General features: G+C 69.3%; 18 protein-coding genes. 9 read left to right on the forward strand and 9 right to left on the reverse strand.

Annotated elements, in window-relative coordinates; translation table 11 throughout:
* Positions 1 to 12 precede the first annotated feature (12 nt).
* Positions 13 to 1,098 carry a ScyD/ScyE family protein gene (locus ABD260_RS16940; protein ID WP_344234526.1) on the reverse strand — a complete coding sequence of 362 codons (1,086 nt, stop codon included), beginning with the start codon at positions 1,096 to 1,098 and terminating at the stop codon, positions 13 to 15.
* A gap of 181 nt (positions 1,099 to 1,279) precedes the next feature.
* The gene (locus ABD260_RS16945) at positions 1,280 to 2,260 is read right to left on the reverse strand and encodes a heme o synthase (RefSeq protein ID WP_344234527.1); all 981 of its coding nucleotides are present in this window, start codon (positions 2,258 to 2,260) and stop codon (positions 1,280 to 1,282) included.
* 237 nt (positions 2,261 to 2,497) lie between these two features.
* Between ABD260_RS16945 and tkt the strand changes: the two genes are divergently transcribed.
* The 7 genes from tkt (at position 2,498) to ABD260_RS16980 (ending at position 11,727) form a co-directional block, all read left to right on the forward strand.
* Positions 2,498 to 4,675 (forward strand): transketolase, encoded by a 2,178-nt coding sequence (gene tkt, locus ABD260_RS16950; protein WP_344234529.1) that lies wholly within the window; start codon positions 2,498 to 2,500, stop codon positions 4,673 to 4,675.
* A 38-nt stretch (positions 4,676 to 4,713) separates the two neighbouring features.
* Positions 4,714 to 5,823: a transaldolase gene (tal, locus tag ABD260_RS16955; RefSeq protein WP_344234530.1), complete on the forward strand. Its 1,110-nt coding sequence runs from the start codon at positions 4,714 to 4,716 to the stop codon at positions 5,821 to 5,823.
* Complete coding sequence (locus ABD260_RS16960; RefSeq protein WP_344234531.1) at positions 5,820 to 7,394, forward strand: glucose-6-phosphate isomerase; 1,575 nt, start codon at positions 5,820 to 5,822, stop codon at positions 7,392 to 7,394. The genes tal and ABD260_RS16960 overlap by 4 nt, the downstream gene beginning before the upstream one ends.
* Before the next feature lie 27 nt (positions 7,395 to 7,421).
* Entirely contained in the window at positions 7,422 to 8,972 is a 1,551-nt protein-coding gene (zwf, locus tag ABD260_RS16965; protein WP_344234532.1) for a glucose-6-phosphate dehydrogenase, read from the forward strand.
* Positions 8,969 to 10,075, forward strand: a complete 1,107-nt coding sequence (locus ABD260_RS16970) for a glucose-6-phosphate dehydrogenase assembly protein OpcA (RefSeq protein ID WP_344234533.1) — start codon at positions 8,969 to 8,971, stop codon at positions 10,073 to 10,075. Before zwf ends, ABD260_RS16970 begins: the two co-directional genes overlap by 4 nt.
* Positions 10,072 to 10,782, forward strand: coding sequence for a 6-phosphogluconolactonase (pgl, locus tag ABD260_RS16975; protein ID WP_344234534.1), 711 nt, complete (start codon positions 10,072 to 10,074; stop codon positions 10,780 to 10,782). The genes ABD260_RS16970 and pgl overlap by 4 nt, the downstream gene beginning before the upstream one ends.
* A gap of 129 nt (positions 10,783 to 10,911) precedes the next feature.
* Positions 10,912 to 11,727, forward strand: a complete 816-nt coding sequence (locus tag ABD260_RS16980) for an isocitrate lyase/PEP mutase family protein (protein ID WP_344234535.1) — start codon at positions 10,912 to 10,914, stop codon at positions 11,725 to 11,727.
* Positions 11,728 to 11,876: 149 nt separating this feature from the next.
* Here ABD260_RS16980 and ABD260_RS16985 read toward each other — a convergent pair whose 3' ends face one another.
* The 3 genes from ABD260_RS16985 to ABD260_RS16995 form a co-directional block, all read right to left on the reverse strand.
* Positions 11,877 to 12,284: an NAD(P)-binding domain-containing protein gene (locus tag ABD260_RS16985; RefSeq protein ID WP_344234536.1), complete on the reverse strand. Its 408-nt coding sequence runs from the start codon at positions 12,282 to 12,284 to the stop codon at positions 11,877 to 11,879.
* On the reverse strand, positions 12,263 to 12,580 hold the full coding sequence (locus tag ABD260_RS16990; RefSeq protein ID WP_344234537.1) for an NAD(P)-binding domain-containing protein: 318 nt from the start codon (positions 12,578 to 12,580) through the stop codon (positions 12,263 to 12,265). Before ABD260_RS16990 ends, ABD260_RS16985 begins: the two co-directional genes overlap by 22 nt.
* A 538-nt stretch (positions 12,581 to 13,118) precedes the next feature.
* Entirely contained in the window at positions 13,119 to 14,567 is a 1,449-nt protein-coding gene (locus ABD260_RS16995; protein WP_344234538.1) for an AAA family ATPase, read from the reverse strand.
* A gap of 71 nt (positions 14,568 to 14,638) precedes the next feature.
* Between ABD260_RS16995 and ABD260_RS17000 the strand changes: the two genes are divergently transcribed.
* Both ABD260_RS17000 and def read left to right on the forward strand, forming a co-directional pair.
* Positions 14,639 to 15,454: an LLM class F420-dependent oxidoreductase gene (locus tag ABD260_RS17000; RefSeq protein WP_344234539.1), complete on the forward strand. Its 816-nt coding sequence runs from the start codon at positions 14,639 to 14,641 to the stop codon at positions 15,452 to 15,454.
* A 153-nt stretch (positions 15,455 to 15,607) separates the two neighbouring features.
* A complete protein-coding gene (gene def, locus ABD260_RS17005) occupies positions 15,608 to 16,207 on the forward strand; it encodes a peptide deformylase (protein ID WP_344234540.1) in 600 nt (199 codons plus the stop codon).
* Between the two features lie 34 nt (positions 16,208 to 16,241).
* Here def and ABD260_RS17010 read toward each other — a convergent pair whose 3' ends face one another.
* Genes ABD260_RS17010 through cobT form a run of 4 tightly spaced genes read right to left on the reverse strand, consistent with a single transcriptional unit; the run spans position 16,242 to position 19,880 of the window.
* Positions 16,242 to 16,796, reverse strand: coding sequence for an AAA family ATPase (locus tag ABD260_RS17010; protein ID WP_344234541.1), 555 nt, complete (start codon positions 16,794 to 16,796; stop codon positions 16,242 to 16,244).
* Between the two features lie 23 nt (positions 16,797 to 16,819).
* Entirely contained in the window at positions 16,820 to 17,638 is an 819-nt protein-coding gene (locus ABD260_RS17015; protein ID WP_344234542.1) for a TrmH family RNA methyltransferase, read from the reverse strand.
* On the reverse strand, positions 17,635 to 18,843 hold the full coding sequence (cobA, locus tag ABD260_RS17020) for a uroporphyrinogen-III C-methyltransferase (RefSeq protein ID WP_344234543.1): 1,209 nt from the start codon (positions 18,841 to 18,843) through the stop codon (positions 17,635 to 17,637). The genes ABD260_RS17015 and cobA overlap by 4 nt, the downstream gene beginning before the upstream one ends.
* The gene (cobT, locus tag ABD260_RS17025; protein ID WP_344234544.1) at positions 18,840 to 19,880 is read right to left on the reverse strand and encodes a nicotinate-nucleotide--dimethylbenzimidazole phosphoribosyltransferase; all 1,041 of its coding nucleotides are present in this window, start codon (positions 19,878 to 19,880) and stop codon (positions 18,840 to 18,842) included. Before cobT ends, cobA begins: the two co-directional genes overlap by 4 nt.
* Between the last annotated feature and the right edge of the window lie 117 nt (positions 19,881 to 19,997).

Below are 19,997 nucleotides of genomic sequence, written 5' to 3' on the forward strand. Positions count from 1 at the left end.
ACCGCTCGCAACTCACTTCACTCGGTAGACCGCGCCCGGCCCGAAGACCGGTGCGGAAACGAACAGCTGACCGCTGCGGTTGAACGCCGTGCCACCCGGCAGGGTGAGTTGGCCCTTCACCAGCTCGGTGCGGTAGCCGGCCCGGTGGTTGCGGCCGGGGAACTGCAGGAACAGCGCACCTACCTGCGGCTTGCCGCTCAGCTCGAACTGCAGCCAACTCGCCTTCGCGAGCTCGACGACGGCGAGCGTGCCGCGCGGCCCACCGGCCAGGTCGACGATCGACGTGTACCCATCCGCGTACCGCTGGCAATTGCCCTTCGCGGGCTTCACCGGATCACAGACCGCGCCCACCGAGCCCGGCTTGATTCTCCAGATCTGCGACGTACCCGGGGTGGCCGGGAAGCCGCGCAGCTCACCGACGTACCAGTAGCCATCTGCCCCGACCGTCACCGAGGTCGCAACAGCCTCGGCCAGGATCGGCGTACCGGCTGGTGGTGCCTGGTTGCCGAGACCGGGCGGCACCTTGACCACCCGGGGCTTGAGCCGCGCGACGGTCTTGATGTGGCCGTTCGGCCAGACCCGGAGCAGGTCGTTGTTGGCGGCATCGGAAACGAGCACCGTGCCGTCCTTCAGCGCCACCACACCGAACGGGTTCGACTCGGTCGGCGAGTCGGCGACGTTGTACGGATCCGGGTCGGTGGCCTGGTACTTCCCGATGTCGGCCACTACGACCGGCGACTTGCCCGGCCGCAGCCGGAACAGCGTGGCGCCGCCCGGTGGCGTGTCACCCTCCGGACCGCCGCCGCCCGTCAACGCGTACGTGCGCCCCCACCGGTCGGTGTCGATCGCCGGCGCGAACCCACCCGGGACCTGGCCGAGCTTCCAGGTCCTGCGGCCGTCCGTCGCGTACACGGAACCGTCCGTGACGCTGTAGACGACCTGATTCCTGTACGTCGCGACCCCACGCGGACCGTCCAGGCCGGTCGCCACCGGCTTCAGGCTCGAGTGGTGACCGCCGGCATCGGCTTGTCCCGCGACCAGCACCGAGCCGGCCAGGGCGAGTGCCGCGAGCGCGGCAATGCGTGTTCGTACCCCCATCTGCATCCCCCTGAAGCTACGTCTCCCCAGGCGTGGAACCCCCTCCACAGACCTGACCATAGGAGCACGCGGACCGGGTGCGGTCAACGGGAGGACGCTGAGCGTACGGCGCGCGACGCTCAGTGCGGACTCAGGAACTTCGGCCCAGCAGGATCAGTTCGGCACGATCAGCCCGGCAGGATCAGCGCAGCAGCGGGTCGATCGCGGCCGCGATGAAGAGCAGCGCCAGGTAGATGTTCGAGAAGTGGAACAGCCGCATCGGGCGCAGGGCCGCGCCCTCGGCGCCGGTGTGGGCGCGGAGCAGCAGGCGGCGGGCCTCGCGGAGGAAGGCGAAACCGAGCACGATCGCGGCCAGCGGGTACACGAAGCCGGTGCCGGCGACCGGCCAGAGCGCGATCGAGGTCAGCACCATCACCACCGAGTACGCCATGATCTGCCGCGCGGTGGAGATCGGGGTGGCGACCACCGGGAGCATCGGCACGTCGACCGAGGCGTAGTCCTCGCGGTAGCGCATCGCCAGTGACCAGGTGTGCGGCGGCGTCCAGAAGAACACCACCAGGAACAGCACGATCGGCGTCCAGGCCAGCTTGCCGGTGACCGCGGTCCAGCCGATCAGGGTCGGGAAGCAGCCGGCGATCCCGCCCCAGACGATGTTCTGCACGGTCCGGCGCTTCAGCAGCATCGTGTAGCCGAAGACGTAGAACAGGTTCGCCGCCAGCGCCAGGCCGGAGGACAGCCAGTTCACGAAGAAGCCGAGCTCGAGCGTGGCCAGCACACCGAGGACGACGCCGAACGCGGTGGCCGAGCGCGGGCTGACCGCGTGCCGCGGCAGCGGGCGGCGCCTGGTCCGGCGCATCTGCTCGTCGATGTCGCGGTCGAGCACACAGTTGATCGTGTTCGCGCTGCCGGAGGCGAGGATGCCACCGATCAGCGTCGCCACCACCACCTTCAGCCCCGGCACGCCGGCCGCCGCCAGGAACATCACCGGCACGGTGGTGATCAGCAGCAGCTCGATGATGCGCGGCTTGGTCAGACCGACGTACGCCTTCACCACGTCGCGCACTGACGGACTCACCACAGCGGTGGCGTCCGGCAGCGGCGTCGGGTACGACGTCGTCGCGGCGGGACGCGGGTCGACGGCGGTCACGAACACCTCGAACATCTACTGAGTTGCCGCCGGAGCTCCGGCGCTGACGATTCAGCAGTCTACGACGCCCCGTAGGAGGGGTTCCCGCACCCCCCTCATACCGATCGCGGATCGGGGAACAGGCAAGGGTGCTGAACGGTTGACAAACAGTCGAGAGGCACAGAGAAGGTGCGCGGCCAAGGGACTCCACCACAGTAGGCTCGTCCTTGACTGAGTACTCAGAACAGCAGCATCGAGAGGAGCGCCGGCGGCGTGACGGAGAAGACCAGCCCCAAGCTTGAATGGACCGAGCTCGATCAGCGTGCGGTCGACACCGTGCGGGTGCTCGCGATGGATGCCGTGGAGAAGGTCGGGAACGGTCACCCGGGCACCGCGATGAGCCTGGCGCCCGCGGCGTACCTGCTGTTCCAGAAGGTGATGCGGCACAACCCGGCGGACCCGCACTGGGCCGGCCGCGACCGGTTCGTGCTGTCCGCGGGCCACTCCAGCCTGACGCTGTACATCCAGCTGTACCTGGCCGGCTTCGGCCTCGAGCTGGACGACCTGAAGTCGTTGCGGACCTGGGGCAGCAAGACCCCGGGCCACCCGGAGTACCGGCACACCCCCGGCGTCGAGACCACCACCGGTCCGCTCGGCCAGGGCGTCGGCAACGCGGTCGGGATGGCGATGGCGGCCCGCCGCGAGCGCGGCCTGCTGGACCCGGACGCGCCGAGGGGCGAGGGTCTGTTCGATCACAACATCTACGTGATCGCGTCCGACGGTGACCTGGAGGAGGGCGTCTCGGCCGAGGCGTCGTCGCTGGCCGGTCACCAGAAGCTCGGCAACCTGACGGTGATCTACGACGCGAACAAGATCTCCATCGAGGACAACACCGACATCGCGTTCTCGGAGGACGTCGCGGCCCGGTACGCGGCGTACGGCTGGCACGTCCAGGACGTCGACTGGACGAACGGCGGCACCGGGTACGAAGAGGACGTCCAGGCCCTGTACGACGCGATCGAGGCGGCGAACGCGGTCACCGACAAGCCGAGCTTCATCCGGCTGCACACGATCATCGGCTGGCCGGCGCCGAACAAGCAGAACACCGGCAAGATCCACGGTTCCGCGCTCGGCGCGGACGAGGTGGCGGCCACCAAGAAGGTGCTCGGCTGGGACCCGGAGCAGACCTTCCAGGTCGCCGACGAGGTGATCGCGCACACCCGCGGCGCGCTCGACCGGGGCAAGGCCCTGGAAGCCGAGTGGACCACCAAGTACGACGCGTGGAAGGCCGCGAACCCGGAGCGCGCCGCGCTGCTGGACCGGCTCTCGAAGCGGGAGCTGCCGGCCGGCTGGGAGGACGCGCTGCCGAGCTGGGAGCCGGACGCCAAGGGGGTCGCGACCCGCGCCGCCTCCGGTGACGTGCTGAGCAAGCTGGCGCCGGAGCTGCCCGAGCTGTGGGGCGGTTCGGCCGACCTGGCCGGCTCGAACAACACCACCCCGAAGGGCCAGCCGTCGTTCATCCCGCCGGAGTACTCGACCAAGGAGTTCTCCGGCGACGAGTACGGCCGGGTGCTGCACTTCGGCATCCGCGAGCACGCGATGGGCGCGGTCCTGAACGGCATCGCCCTGCACGGCCTGACCCGCCCGTACGGCGGGACGTTCCTGGTCTTCTCCGACTACATGCGCCCGTCGGTCCGGCTGGCCGCGCTGATGCAGCTGCCGGTCACGTACGTCTGGACGCACGACTCGATCGGACTCGGCGAGGACGGCCCGACGCACCAGCCGATCGAGCACCTGTCGGCGCTCCGGGCGATCCCGGGCCTGGATGTCGTACGCCCCGGTGACGCGAACGAGACGGCGGCCGCCTGGGCGACGATCCTCAAGCACACCGACCGCCCGGCCGGCCTGGCGCTGACCCGGCAGAACGTGCCGACCTTCCCGCGTGGCACCGACGGCTTCGCCACCACCGAGAACGTGCACAAGGGTGGTTACGTCCTGATCGACAGCGACGGCACGCCGGACGTGGTGCTGATCGGCACCGGCTCCGAGCTGCAGATCGCGGTCGAGGCCCGGACCAAGCTGGCCGAGGAGGGCGTCAAGGCCCGGGTCGTCTCGATGGTCTCGCGCGAGTGGTTCGACGAGCAGGACGACGCGTACCGCGAGTCCGTGATTCCCGCGGACCTTCGCGCCCGGGTCTCGGTCGAGGCCGGCATCGCGCAGAGCTGGCACGACATCGTCGGTGACTCGGGCCGCTCGGTCAGCCTCGAGCACTACGGCGCCTCGGCCGCGTACCAGACGCTGTACGACGAGTTCGGCATCACCACCGAGGCCGTCGTGCAGGCCGCCAAGGACAGCATCGCCGCCGCCGCGCAGGTCAGCGGACCGGGCGTACCGCCGGGCCGCGCCGCCGCCGGGCCGGTCGGACCGGCCGACGCCCACGCCGCCAACTGACACCCACAACAGAACATTCCGGAAGAAGGCATCGGATCATGAACGATCGCTTGAAAGCACTCGCCGACGCGGGTGTCTCCATCTGGCTCGACGATCTGTCCCGGGAGCGGCTGACCAGCGGCAGCCTGCAGGCCCTGATCGAGGACAAGCACGTGGTCGGCGTGACCACGAACCCGACCATCTTCGCGAAGGCCATCTCGGACGCGGACGCGTACGCGTCGAAGGTCGCGAGCCTGGCCGCCCAGGGCGTCTCGACCGACGAGGCGATCCGGGTGATCACCACCGACGACGTCCGGGACGCCGCGGACGTGTTCAAGCCGACCTACGACGACACCGAGGGCCAGGACGGCCGGGTGTCGATCGAGGTCGAGCCGAGCCTCGCGCACGACACCGAGGGCACGGTCCGGCAGGCCAAGGAGCTGTGGGACATCGTCGGCCGGGAGAACGTGTTCGTGAAGATCCCGGCCACCAAGGCGGGGCTGCCGGCGATCACCACCACGCTGGCCGCCGGGATCAGCGTGAACGTGACGCTGATCTTCTCGCTGGAGCGCTACAAGGCAGTCGCCGACGCGTTCCTGGCCGGGATGGAGCAGGCCGTCGAGAACGGCCACGACGTCACCAAGATGGCCAGTGTCGCGTCGTTCTTCGTCAGCCGGGTCGACACCGAGGTGGACAAGCGCCTGGACGCGATCGGTACCGACGAGGCGAAGGCGCTGAAGGGCAAGGCCGCGATCGCGAACGCGCGGCTCGCCTTCCAGGCGTACGAGGAGATCTTCGACACCGACCGCTGGCGCGAGCTGGAGACGGCCGGTGCGAAGCCGCAGCGTCCGCTCTGGGCGTCGACCGGCACCAAGGACCCGTCGTACTCCCCCACGCTCTACGTCGACAACCTGGTCACCCGCGGCGTCGTCAACACGATGCCGGAGGCAACCATCAAGGCGGCCGAGGAGCACAGCGAGTTCAGCGGTGACACGGTCCGCGGCGACTACGCCGGCGACCGGAAGGTGATCGACGACCTGGAGCGGCTCGGCATCTCGTACGACGAGGTCGTGCAGGTGCTCGAGGACGAGGGCGTGGCGAAGTTCGACGCGTCCTGGTCGGAGCTGCAGGACACCGTGACCGCCGCGCTGAAGGGTGCCGCCAAGTGACCGCTGTAACCACCCAGAACGGCGACTGGAGCGAGGTCGTCGGCAAGCTGGTCGCGGAGAAGATCGCGTCCCGGATCGCCGCCAAGGACGCGACGATCTGGGGCCTGGACGCCGAGTCCGAGGCGTCGATCCGGCTCGGCTGGGTCGACCTGCACGAGACCTCGCGGCCGCTGCTGGCCGAGGTCGAGGCACTCGTCGCGGACCTGCGGTCCGAGGGCCTGACGCGGATCGTGCTGTCCGGGATGGGCGGCTCGTCGCTGGCCCCGGAGGTGATCACCCGGACCGCGGGCGTCGACCTGGTCGTACTGGATTCGACCGACCCGAGCGTGGTCGGCCGGGCGCTGGCCGGTGACCTGTCGAAGACCGTGATCGTGGTGTCCAGCAAGTCCGGCGGGACGGTCGAGACGGACAGCCACCGGCGTACGTTCGCGAAGGCGTTCACGGACGCGGGCATCGACGCCGCGTCGCGGATCGTGGTGGTGACCGACCCGGGCTCGCCGTTCGAGAAGCTGTCGAAGGACGAGGGGTACCGCAAGACGTTCCTCGCCGACCCGAACGTCGGCGGCCGGTACAGCGCGCTGACCGCGTTCGGCCTGGTGCCGTCCGGTCTGGCCGGCGCGGACATCTCCGAGCTGCTGGACCAGGCCGCCGAGGCCGCGCCGGCGTTGCAGGCCGACTCGACCGACAACCCGGCCCTGTGGCTGGGCGCGGTGATCGCCGCCAGCGCGGGCCGGGACAAGGTGATCATCACCGCTGACGGTTCGGACATCGTCGGGTTCCCCGACTGGGCCGAGCAGCTGATCGCGGAGAGCACCGGCAAGCAGGGCACTGGCGTGCTGCCGGTGGCCGTCGAGGTCGGCGCGCCGGAGCTGCGCAGCGAGGCGAAGGACCTGACCAACGCGCTGCTCGCAGAGAAGGCGACCAGCAGCGTGCCGACGGCGCTGACCTCCGGATCGCTCGGTGGCCAGTTCCTGCTCTGGGAGATGGCGACGGCGGTGGCGGGCTACCTGCTCGGCATCGACCCGTTCGACCAGCCGGACGTGGAGAGCGCGAAGAAGGCCGCGCGCGGTCTGCTCGACGCGCAGCCGAAGCCCGAGGCGGCCGCTTTCACCGACGGCGCGGTCGAGGTTCGTGGCTCGGAAGGGTTGCTGGACGGGGTGGATTCGCTGCAGGGCGCGGTGGACGCGCTCCTCGGCAAGCTGGACGACGTCGGGTACCTGGCCGTGATGGCGTACCTCGACTCCGAGCGGGACGCTGACCTGGTCGGCGTACGCCCGGCGCTGGCGACCAAGACCGGTCGTCCGGTGACCTTCGGCTGGGGACCGCGGTTCCTGCACTCGACCGGTCAGTACCACAAGGGCGGCCACCCGGAGGGCGTGTTCCTGCAGATCACGGGCGCGCACCCGGCCGACGTGGAGATCCCGGACCGGCCGTTCACCTTCGGCACGCTGATCTCGGCGCAGGCAGCCGGGGACGCGAACGTACTGGCCGAGCGTGGCCGTCCGGTGCTGCGGTTGCACCTCACGGACGTCGCGGCCGGCGTACAGCAGCTTCTGTCCCTGTTCAAGTAAACCCTCTAATACACGGAGGAAGCGGCGATGACCGCTGAGCTCAACGAAGAGCCGGCCGCACCGGTGAACCCGCTGCGCGATCCCCAGGATCGCCGGCTGCCGCGGATCGCCGGGCCGTGTGGCCTGGTGATCTTCGGGGTCACCGGTGACCTGGCCCGCAAGAAGCTGATGCCGGCGGTCTACGACCTGGCGAACCGGGGGCTGCTGCCGCCCGGTTTCGCCCTGGTCGGGTTCGCCCGCCGGGACTACACCAACCAGGACTTCGCCCAGATCGTGCACGACTCGGTGAAGGAGCACGCGCGGACGCCGTTCCGCGAGGAGGTCTGGCAGCAGCTTGCCGAGGGCTTCCGGTTCGTGCCGGGTGACCTGACCGACGACGAGGCGTTCAAGCGGCTCCGCGAGACCGTGGACGAGCTGGACATCACCCGCGGCACGGGCGGCAACCACGCGTTCTACCTGTCGATCCCGCCGGGGCTGTTCCCGGAGGTCGTGCGGCAGTTGTCCGAGCGCGGGCTGACCGACGAGAAGCCGGGCTCGTGGCGGCGGGTGGTGATCGAGAAGCCGTTCGGCCACGACCTGAAGAGCGCTCGTGAGCTGAACCACGTGGTCGAGTCGGTGTTCCCGCCCGAGGCGGTTTTCCGGATCGACCACTACCTGGGCAAGGAAACCGTCCAGAACATCCTCGCGCTGCGGTTCGCGAACGCCATGTTCGAGCCGATCTGGAACAGCAACTACGTCGACCACGTCCAGATCACGATGGCCGAGGACATCGGCATCGGCGGCCGCGCCGGGTACTACGACGGGATCGGCGCCGCCCGGGACGTGATCCAGAACCACCTGCTCCAGCTGCTCGCCCTGGTCGCGATGGAGGAGCCGGTCAGCTTCGACGCCTGGTCGTTGCGGCAGGAGAAGAAGAAGGTCCTGAACGCGGTCCAGCTGCCGGAGCGCCTCGACCTGCACACCGCCCGCGGCCAGTACGCGGCTGGCTGGGCCGGTGGTGTGAAGGTCAAGGGCTACCTGCAGGAGGACGGCATCCCGTCATCGTCGGCGACCGAGACGTTTGCCGCATTGCGCGTGGACGTCGACACGCGGCGCTGGGCGGGCGTCCCGTTCTATCTGCGTACTGGCAAGCGGCTCGGCCGGCGGGTCACCGAGGTCGCGGTGATGTTCAAGCGGGCGCCGCATCTGCCGTTCACCAAGACGGAGACCGAAGAGCTCGGGCAGAACGCGCTGGTGCTGCGGATTCAGCCGGACGAGGGCATCACGGTCCGGTTCGGCGCGAAGGTGCCTGGTACGTCGATGGAGATCCGCGACGTGAACATGGACTTCCAGTACGGCGGTTCGTTCACCGAGTCGTCCCCGGAGGCGTACGAGCGGCTGATCCTGGACGTACTGCTCGGTGATCCGCCGTTGTTCCCGCAGCACACCGAAGTCGAGCTGGGCTGGAAGATCCTCGACCCGGTGCTCGACTACTGGGCCCGGCACGGGAAGCCGGAGCAGTACGCCTCCGGCGACTGGGGACCGGACTCGGCGCACGAGATGCTCGCCCGCGACGGACGCGCCTGGAGGCGGCCTTGATCATCGACCTGACCGACACCACGTCCAGCGGGATCGCCTCCGCGCTGCTGAAGGCACGCCGGAACGCCGGCTCGCCGGCCATGGGCATGGTCGGCACCATCGTGGTCGTTGTCGACGAAGCGTCCCACCACGATGCGATGAAGGCCGCGAACGAGGCCGGTCGCGAGCACCCGTCGCGGGTGCTGGTCGCGATCCTGCGGCCTGGCAAGGGCGCGCCTGGGCTGGACGCCGAGGTACGCATCGGCGAGGGCGTGCCGGGCGAGGCGGTGCTGCTGCGGCTGCACGGTGAGCTTGCCAAGGTGCCCGAGTCCGTGATCACGCCGCTGCTGCTGCCCGACTCCCCTGTCATCGTCTGGTGGCCGGGCGGTGGGCCGCGGGTGCCGGCCGAGGACCCGTTGGGCCGGCTCGGGCGGCGGCGCGTGACTGATGCGGCGGCGACTCGGCGGGCGTCGGTGGACTACACCGCGCGGGCCGAGGGGTACGCGCCTGGTGATACCGACTTCGCGTGGACGCGGTTGACGCCTTGGCGGGCGCTGATGGCGGCTGCCCTTGATCAGTATCCGACGAAGGTGACCGGGGCTGAGGTTTCCGCGGCGCGTGGGAACCCGAGCGCCGACCTGATGGCTGCTTGGTTGCAGTCGCGGTTGAAGGTGCCGGTCGAGCAGCGGAATACGCGCGGGCCTGGGGTGACGGCAGTGCGGTTGTTCACGCCGTCGGGGCCGATCGCGTTGACGCGGCCGGACGGCGCGGTGGCGACGTTCAGCGTGCCGGGGCAGCCGGATCGTCCGGTGGCGCTGAAGCGGCGGACGACTTCCGAGCTGCTCAGTGAGGAGCTGCGGCGGTTGGATCCGGACGATGTGTACGCGAAGACGCTGGCGTGCATGGTCGAACGGGATGCGCTTCCGGCGGAGCAGAAGAAGGTCGACGCGACGGCGCGGAAGTCGACCGCGGCGAAGGTCACCGCGGCCGGCAAGAAGGTGATCGAGCCGAAGAAGACCGTCGCGGCCCGGAAGACTGCTGCCCGGAAGACTGTCGCGAAGAAGACGGTGGCGAAAAAGGCTGTTGCGAAGACTGTTTCCAAGCGGACGGCGAAGAAGAAATGAGCGAACCGCTGGTTTTGCTGCATCCTGATGCGGATGCTTTGGTGCCTGCGGTGGCGGCGCGGTTCATCACTTCGGTTGTCGATGCCCAGAGCAACGGCCGGGTTGCGCAGGTGGTGCTGACCGGCGGGCGGGTGGCTGCCCGGGTGTACGCGGCGGTGGCCGACTCCCCCGCCCGGTCGGCGATCGACTGGCAGCGAGTCGAGTTCTGGTGGGGCGACGAGCGCTTCCTGCCGGATGGTGACCCGGAACGCAACGAAACACAGGCCCGCGACGCGTTGCTGTCCCACGTGAACGTCGATCCGGCCCGCGTACACCCAATGGCCCCCGACACAGGCCAGGGCGCGGAGGCAGCCGCGGCGGCGTACGCGAAAGAGCTCACTACTGAACCAGTCTTCGACATCCTGATGCTTGGGGTTGGGCCGGATGGGCATGTGGCTTCGCTCTTTCCGGGGTATCCGCAGTTGACGGTCACGGACGCGGCGGCGGTGGCCGTGCATGACTCGCCCAAGCCTCCGCCTACGCGGGTTTCGCTTACGTTCCCGGTGCTCGATCGGGCGCGGGAGGTGTGGTTCGTGGTCTCCGGTGATGACAAGGCGGAGGCGGTCGGCAAGGCGCTTGCCGGCGGGGACGTACCCGCTGCGCACCCGAAGGGACAGGAGCGCACCCTCTGGCTCCTCGACCAGGCAGCAGCACAACAGCTCGGCTGACCCACGCCCGGCCGTCGGCTCCCCAGCTCCCGGGGAGCCGCGCCCCGTGCGTGGGCTCTCGGGCGTAGGCTTCCCGGGCGTGCGGGAGTTCGGTGGGGGCCGAAGTGTTGGGGTGGGAGACTCGCGGGTATGACTAGCTTCCGGGAGTTGCACGACGGCCGGTTCGTGATGCCGAACGCGTGGGATGCGGGGAGTGCGGTGATCCTCGCGGCGGCCGGGTTTCCGGCGATCGCGACGACCAGCGCCGGGATCGCGTTCTCGCTGGCCAAGGGCGATCACACCCTGCCGGACGGTGCGCCGGCGGTGTCCCGGGAGCAGATGTTCGATCGCATCCGGGCGATCACGGCCGCCGTCGACGTACCGGTGAACGGCGACCTCGAGGACGGGTACGGCGCCGCGCCGGAGCGGGTCGCCGAGACAATCACGCTGGCCCGCGAAGCCGGGCTGGCCGGCGGGAACATCGAGGACTACGACGGCCGCGAGCTGTACGACGTACAGCTCGCGATCGACCGCATCACCGCGGCCCGCGAGGCGGCCGGACCCGACTTCGTCCTTACGGCCCGCACTGACGGGCAGTTGCTGCGTACGCCGCCGCCGCTTGCCGACTCGATCGACCGGGCGAACCGCTTCCACGCGGCCGGTGCGGACTGCGTGTACGTCCCCGGGATGAACGACCTGGACACGATCCACACGCTCGTCCGCGAGCTCGACGCACCTCTCAACGTCGTCCTCGGCCTGGGCCAATCCACCCTCACGGTGGCCGACCTTCAGTCCGCCGGCGTCACCCGGATCAGCCTCGGCGGGTCGATCGCGCGCGCCGCGCTCGCGTTCGTCCGGCGCAGCGCCGAGGAGCTGGCGACTCAGGGCACGATCACCTTCGCCGCCGACCAGATCCCCCAGGCCGAACTCAACACCCTTTTCGCGCGACCACCCAAGCGCGCCTGACCGCGGCCCGCGCTCATCGGATCGGGCCCGCACTCCACAATCGGGCCCACGCTCCACAATCGGGCCCGCGCTCCACAATCGGGCCTGCGCTCCACGATCGGGCCTGCGGTCGTCGATTGGGTCGACCCCGGCGTGATCCGCGAGCGTGCTTACGCGGAGCGTGCCGGGCGGATTGCGTCCAGCGAATCGCCGACGGCGTCGGTCACCGAGACGAACGTGGAGCGTACGTCACCGCCGGTTGCCCAGATACCGATCGCCAGCGCGGCGGTTGCCTCCAGCAACTTTGCCCGGGACAGCGCGCCGGCGGGGACAGGTACGCCACCGACGTCCTTGATCAGTTCGGCGACGGTCTCGAGGTCGGCGTCACCGCAGAACGGTACCCCGAGGTTGGCAGGTGGATTTCGCCAGGCGCTGTCGGGGGCGAGGTTGAAGGCCTTCACGACGTTCACGCCGGGGAGCGCCTGGGCGAGGGACTCCGCCGTGGCGGGGTTGGTGAGGGTGAAATCGCGGTGATCGAGAGCGTTGGTGCAGTCGATCAAGGTACGGCCGGCTGGCACGGCTTTGGCGACGTCGAGGGCAGCGTCGCTGGCACGGCTTTGGCGACATCGAGGGCGGCGTCGGCTGGCACGGCTTCGGCGACGTCGAGGGCGGCATCGGCCGGTACGGCGAGCAGGACCACGTCACGGTACGCGGCTGCCTCTTCCAGTGATCCGGCTTTCGCACCGAACTGGTCCGCGACCTCGGCGGCCCGGCGCGGGTCGCGGCCACCGATCATCACGTCGTGGCCGGCGGCGATCCAGTGGGTGGCCAGGGCAGTTGCCATCTGGCCGTTGCCCAGGGTTCCGATTCGCATACTCCGAGCGCAGGCGAGTCGATGCGCACCCCCGTCCCACTGACCGAACCTTCCCCGCCTGACCGAACCTCCCCCGCCTGACCGAACCTCCCCCGCCTGACCGAACCTTCCCCATCTGACCGAACCATCCCCATCTGACCGAACCTTCCCCGTCTGAGGGGTCAACCCCTGACGCAGCGGGTTGCCCCCTCGAAATTTCGGGGGCCAACCCTCCAACTCAGGGGTCGACCCCTCAGACGGGGTCGACCCCGCAGACGGCGTGCGGCCAGGTGCGGCGCGCAGGTTCGCTCAGGGGTTGACCCCTGAGCAGGAGGGTTGGCCCCTCGAATCTTGAGGGGCCAACCCACCTGCTCGGGGGCTGACCCCGCAGACGGCGTACGGCTACCCGGAGGTGCCGCACACAACCCAACGGCCTGCGTCATTGGTACCGAAGGACGGGTAGTGCTCTGCACCTTCACCAGATCCTGAGCGTGCGGCACCCGCGTTCGGTGGTCGTTGGCCGGACCACTACCCGTACTTCGGTACGGGTCCTTCCCTTTCAGTTGATGAGGCCTTTGTAGACGCCGGGCATCGGGCCTCGGTGGCGGGTGTTTGGGGCTGGGCTGACTGCGGCGGCTGGTTCTTCGTCGGTGGCGCCGAGGAGGCGTCTGGTGAGGGCGTCGCGGGAGGACAAGAGTTCGGCAACGGCCGCCCGGAGATGCTCGGCGCCGGGCGTCGCGTCTGCCTGTGCCGCCAGCAGCACAGTGCGCCGCACCAGCTCCTTCATGAACGAAGCAGTCGTACCTTCCGTCTGCGCCACGACCTCCTCGACGACACCGTCATCGAGCGTCAACGCAGGCCCGTACAACTCCAGCAACCGCGCCCGCCCAGCCACGTCCGGCAACGGCACCTCGACAGCCATGTCCACCCGCCCCGGCCGCTGCATCAGCGCCGGCTCCAGCAGATCAGCCCGGTTCGTGGTCAACAGGAACGCGACGTCCGCGTCCTGCGCCAACCCGTCCATCTCGTTCAGCACCTGGAACAGCAGCGGGTTGTCCATCCCATGCGAGAAGTCCCGCGCCTCCGCCACCAGGTCACAGTCCTCCAGTACGACCAGCGCCGGCTGCAGCATCCGCGCCAACGCACAGGCCGACGAGATGAAGTGAATACTCGACCCCGCCAGCAGTACGACCGTGAACTCGGGCATCCGCGACAACAGGTACCGCACGGTGTGTGTCTTCCCGGTACCAGGCGGCCCGTAGAGCAGCACGCCCCGCCGCAGGTGCTGTCCCGCCGCCAGCAACCGCTCGCGGTGCTCGGCGATCCCGAGAACCTCCCGCTCGACCCGCTCGAGCACACCTTCCGGCAGTACGACGTCGTCCCGCGTAATACCGGGCCGCGGATGCAACCGGAACGGCCCCGCGCCCTGCCCGAACTCATGCCCCTCGAACGACACCACCTTGCGCCGGAACACGTTGTGCACGCGGATCAGCTCCGGCAATGCGGCGAGGAACCGCTCGCCGGCAGACCGCTCCGCCGCAAGCACCTCGAGCTCGACGTTCCCCCGCCCGTACTGCTCGTTCGGCCCCCGAAGCAGTACGACGAGCCGATCGCCGTCCCGGACCCCGAGGTAGAAGCCGAACGCGACGCAGTCCATCTCCTCGTCGATGTCGATCTGAATCCGCCGGTAGTCGACCGGCCCGACCCCGAACCGGTCGTACTCGGACAGCTCCAGCAGCTCACCGAGCGAATGATGGTCTCGGTTCGTTCCGGCCAGCCCGACCACCTCGTACGAGTCGAAGCACGCTTCCAGCGCCCGCTGCACATTGGGCAGGTCGTACGCCGGGTACGCCGACTTCACCACCGGTACCTGCTCGGGCTCCACGCCGAGATGCGCGCGCAACCGCCCCAGCAAGCTCTCCCGCCGTGGCCGCGGCTCCCCCGCCACCCGCATCCGCTCCAGGAACCCCGTGAACAACCGCGCGAACTCGTCGACGTCATCCGGCATCGTGGCCGTACTCCTCTCGGATTCCGGTCCTATCCGGAGGACCCTCCGAAACGCCGGATAGGATTCACAGCATGACAGCTTCCGAGTCCACCGATCGTGCGTACAGTGCTTTGCCGGTACGGATCGGTTTGCAGGTACAGCCCCAGCATGCTCAGTACGCGGACATCCGGCGTACGGTCGCCTCCGCCGAGGAGCTGGGGGTCGACATCGCGTTCAACTGGGATCATTTCTATCCGCTGACCGGTGAGCCGGACGGCTTGCACTTCGAGTGCTGGACGATGCTCGCGGCCTGGGCCGAGGCGACCGAGCGGGTCGAGATCGGCGCCCTGGTCACCTGCAACTCGTACCGGAACCCGGACCTGCTCGCCGACATGGCGCGGACGGTCGACCACATCAGCGACGGCCGGCTGATCTTCGGCATCGGCTCCGGCTGGTTCGAGCGCGACTACGACGAGTACGGGTACGAGTTCGGCACCGCCGGCCGCCGGCTGGACGCGCTCGGCGAGGCGCTGCCGCGGATCGAGCAGCGCTGGACCAAGCTCAACCCGGCGCCGACCCGGGACATCCCGGTCCTGATCGGTGGTGGCGGCGAGAAGAAGACGCTCCGCCTGGTCGCCCAGCACGCGAACATCTGGCACGGTTTCGGTGACGCGGAAACGATCGCGCACAAGCACGCCGTACTGGACGAGCACTGCAAGGCGATCGGCCGCGACCCGGGCGAGATCGAGCGCTCCGCGGGCGTCGGCGACAAGTCCCCCGAAGCCATCGGCAAGGGCCTGCTGGACGTCGGCACCCGCCTCTTCACGGTGTCCTCGTCCGGCCCCGACTACGACCTCGGCCTGCTCCGCGAATGGATCACCTGGCGCGACGAGATCAACTCCAAGTAGCACCTCCCCCCGTACGCCCGACCGCCCGCGCCCGACAGCGCCCTTTGAGAAGCCACCACGTAAAACCCGGCCCGAAAACACGTGGTGGCTTCTCAGAGCCGGGGTGGGAGGTGCGTGGCGGCGGCGGTTTGTGGGGCGGTTAGGATTTCGGGCATGTCTACGTTGCCTGGGAATGGTTCGGTGCGGGCGATCACCCGGTGGGGTGAAGATGTCATGCATCGGCTCAATCAGCCCGTGACCGACTTCGGGGACGAGCTGCAGACGCTGGTCGCGGACATGGTTGCCACGATGAACGCGGCCGAAGGCGTCGGCCTGGCCGCGAACCAGGTCGGTGTGGATCTGCAGCTCTTCGTGTTCGACTGCCCGGACAAGGAGGGCAATCGCGTCCAGGGCGTGGTGTGCAATCCGGTGCTGGAGTTGCCGGAGGGCAAGGACCGGAACCTCGACGAGGGCGACGAGGGCTGCCTGTCCTTGCCGGGCGCGTTCACCAAGTGCGCGCGCCCGGACTACGCGAAGGTGACCGGCGTCGACGAGCACGGTCAGCCGGTCTCGTACGAAGGGAACGGGCTGCTGGCGCGCTGCCTGCAGCACGAGACCGATCACACGCAGGGCATGGTTTTCGGTGACCGGCTGTCGCGGAAGTACCGGAAGCGGTTGTTCGCGGAGGCCGAGGAGTTCGCGCCGGACTACCCGTCGGACTGGCCGGTGACCCCGATGGTCGACCACGACCACGAGGAAACCCCCGCCACCTGACGCGCTGCCCTGTCGCCCGCCCGGGGCGACAGGTTTACCAGCGGGCGGCGGGCAGGTCGGCGAGGATCTTTTCGACCGTCTGGGCCGGGGTCTGGCCGGTGGTGTCCAGCCACAGGCCCCGGCGCGGGATCTTGGCCAGCTCCGCCTGCAGCGCGCGGACGCCGTCAGCCAGCGTCGCGCCCGCCTCCTGCCAATCGCGGTACGAGTTGGCACCGCCGCGCCCGATCTCGCGCTCCACGATCGACTCCACCGACGGCGTGAGCACGACCAGGTACGGCTCGATGCCGCGCAACCGGTCGAACCAGCGCTCGACGTCGGCGGCGAGGATGATGTCGCTGCAGACGAAGTCGAAGCCGGCGTCGGCGTAGTGCTGCGCGATCATCGCGGTCGAGTCGTACCGCAGCGCGAGCTGCCGGAGCGCTTCCGGCGACGGGTCAGGCGTCATGTCCGCGGCGCCCGCAACCACACCGCGATAAAACACATCTCCGTCGAGCGTGGCCGCCGGCGGCCCGAGCCGCTCAGCCAGCATCGGCGCGATCGTGGACTTCCCGGCCGCCTGCATACCAGTGATGAGAACTACTTTCTGCATGCGCCCTATTGGATCAGTGCCGTCTAGTGAATTTCTGGTCGCGTTGCGTAGAAGGCGACGGCTGCCGAGGAAGCTACGTTGAGCGAGTCGACGCCGCCGGACATGGGGATTTGTACGGTCAGGTCGGCCTGGCGCAGGACGTTCGGTTTGAGGCCGTGACCTTCGGTGCCGAAGATGAGTACGAGCTTCTCGTCCTTGCGGTCGGACAGTTCGTCGAGCGTGATCGAGTCGTCGGTGAGTGCCATCGCGGCCGCTACGTACCCGTTGTCCTGCAGGTGCCGCAGGTCGCCCGGCCAGCTTTGCAAGCGCGTCCACGGGACCTGGAAGACCGTACCCATCGAGACCTTGATCGACCGCCGGTACAGCGGATCCGCGCAGGTCGGAGTCACCAGGACGAGGTCCACGCCGAGCGCGGCCGCGGCCCGGAACCCGGCGCCGACGTTGGTGTGGTCAACGATTTCGTCGAAGATCGCGATCCGGCGTACGTCCGGTGTCAGCAGGTCGCTCAGCCGGACCGGCGCGCGGCGTTTGTACGAGGCGAGCGCGCCGCGGTGGACGTGGAACCCGGTGACCTGTTCGGCGAGTTCCTCGGAAACGACGTACACCGGTTTGTCCGGCCACTGCGCGATGACGTCCCGCAACGAGTCGAGCCAGCGCGGCGCGAGCAGGAACGACCGCGGCTCGAACCCGGCGTCGGCGGCGCGGCGGATGACTTTGTCGCCCTCGGCAATGAACAGCCCATGCTCTTCCTCGAGCAACCGCCGCAGATTCACCTCCCGCAACTGCACATAATCAGCCAGCCGAGAGTCAGTTGATTCTGTTATTTCAACCAATGGGCTCATTGTGCCTGCGCTGCCACGTCCACCACGTTGCCGATGACAACGATCGCGGGAGCGCTGACGCCCTCGTCGGCCATCGCCTGCGCGATTCCGGCCAGGTCCGACGTAACCATCCGCTGACCGGGCAGGGTGCCGTCGGCAATCGCCGCCGCGGGGGTGTCAGCCGGCCGCCCCGCCGCGATCAACCGGGCCGCGATCGCCGGCAGGTTCTGCACCGCCATCAGCAACACCAGCGTCCCGTGCAACTGCGCCAGCGCATCCCAGTTGATCAGCGAATCCGGATGCGACGGCGGAATATGCCCCGACACCACGGTGAACTCATGCGTCACGCCACGATGTGTGACCGGAATCCCCGACACTGCCGGCACCGAGATCGAGCTCGTGATCCCCGGCACCACCGTCCACGGCACCCCGGCCGCCGCACACGCCAGCGCCTCCTCGAACCCGCGCCCGAACACGTACGGGTCCCCGCCCTTCAACCGGACGACGACCTTCCCCTCCCGGCCGCGCTCGATCAGAATCCGGTTGATCTCCTCCTGCTGCGCCGCCCGTCCCCGCGGCAACTTGGCCGCGTCGAACAACTCGACGTCCGGATGCAGCTCATCCAGCAACTGCTGCGGCGCGAGCCGGTCCGCCACCACCACGTCGGCCTCGGCCAGCAGCCTCCGCCCGCGAACCGTGATCAGATCCGGATCACCCGGCCCACCACCGACCAAGTACACGCCCGGTCGGCGGTCCACATCGCGCGCCGCCAGTTCACCGATTCGCAGACCTTCGAGAATCGCATCGCGGACGGCCGCGGACCGCCGGTGATCGCCACCACCCAGTACGCCGATCGTGACGTTGTCGTGCTGACCCGAGGCCGGCGTCCACGCGGTCGCGCGGGAACGGTCGTCGGACCGTACGCAGAAGATCCGCCGCTCTTCCGCCTCCGCCGAAACTTGGTCGTTCACGTCGGCGTCATCGGTCGCGACCACCACGTACCAGGCGCCGTCGAGATCACCGGCCTGGTATCCGCGCTCGATCCAGGTCAGCGACGCGTTGCCGAGCAGACCCTCGATCGTCGGCGTGATCGACGGCGAAATCAGGTCGATCCGGGCGCCCGCCTCGAGCAACCGCGGCAACCGCCGCTGCGCGACACCACCGCCGCCGACGACGACCACGCGCCGCCCGTCGAGGACGAGGCCGGACAGGTACTGGTGTGTCACGAAGTGATCCCCGCGTCCTCGAAGGTGGCCATCTCGGCGAGCGCACGCACCGCGCAGGACAGGATCGGGTACGCGAGCACCGCGCCGGTACCCTCACCGAGCCGCAGGTCGAGATCCACCAGCGGCTGCAGGCCGAGCGTCTTCAGCGCGACCGCATGACCCGGCTCGGCCGAGCGGTGGCCGGCGACGCAGTAGTCGATCGCGGCCGGGTGCAGCGCCTGCGCCACGAGTGCAGCCGCGCCGGCGATCACGCCGTCGAGGATCACCGGGACGTGGTTGGCGGCGGCGCCGAGGATGTAGCCGGCAAGTGCGGCGTGCTCGAGACCCCCGTACGCCTGGAGGGCCTTGAGCGGTTCGGTCGGCGGCACGGCGTGGCGTACGAGGGCGGTTTCGACGACTGCTGTCTTGTGGGCCAGCGTGGCGTCGTCGATGCCGGTGCCGCGGCCGGTCACCACGGCGGCGGTCGCGCCGGTGAAGGTGGCGATCAGCGCGGCCGAGGCGGTGGTGTTCGCGATGCCCATGTCGCCGGTGAGCAGGCAGCGGTACCCGTCGCGGACCAGGCTGTCGGCCAGGTCGGCTCCGACCGCGATCGCGGCGGCGACCTCGTCTTCGGTGAGCGCTTGGGTTTGCGAGAGGTCGCGGGTACCGGGGCGTACGTTGGCGTGGATGATGTCGAGCTGGTCGACCGGGGTCGCTACGCCGACGTCCACCACGCGTACGTCGACGCCGTTGTTCTTCGCGAACGCGTTCACCGCGGCGCCACCGGCGGCGAAGTTGGCCAGCATCGCGGCGGTCACCGCTTGCGGCCAGGGCGAGACGTTCTGGGCGTGGACGCCGTGGTCAGCCGCGAAAACGGTCACTACCGCGGGTGCTGGGATCGCGGGCGGGCAGGTGCCGGTCATCCCGGCCACGCGAACGGACAGTTCCTCGAGTACACCCAGCGAACCGGCCGGTTTGGTGAGCGCCGCCTGCCGCTCGGACGCGGCCCGCATCGCCGCCTGATCCGCGGGGCGGATCCGCTCCAGGTACCTGTCCACCGTGTCCTCCATCCGTTCCCGCCGCTGCGTACCCCCGATCTTCGCATCCTCAGGTGTGTGCCCCGGGACGGACCGGCGGGATCTGGACAGTAGTGTCGGAATCACCACACGTTCGCG

Origin of the sequence: Kribbella hippodromi (genome assembly GCF_039531045.1) — a bacterium.
GTDB lineage: Bacteria > Actinomycetota > Actinomycetes > Propionibacteriales > Kribbellaceae > Kribbella > Kribbella hippodromi.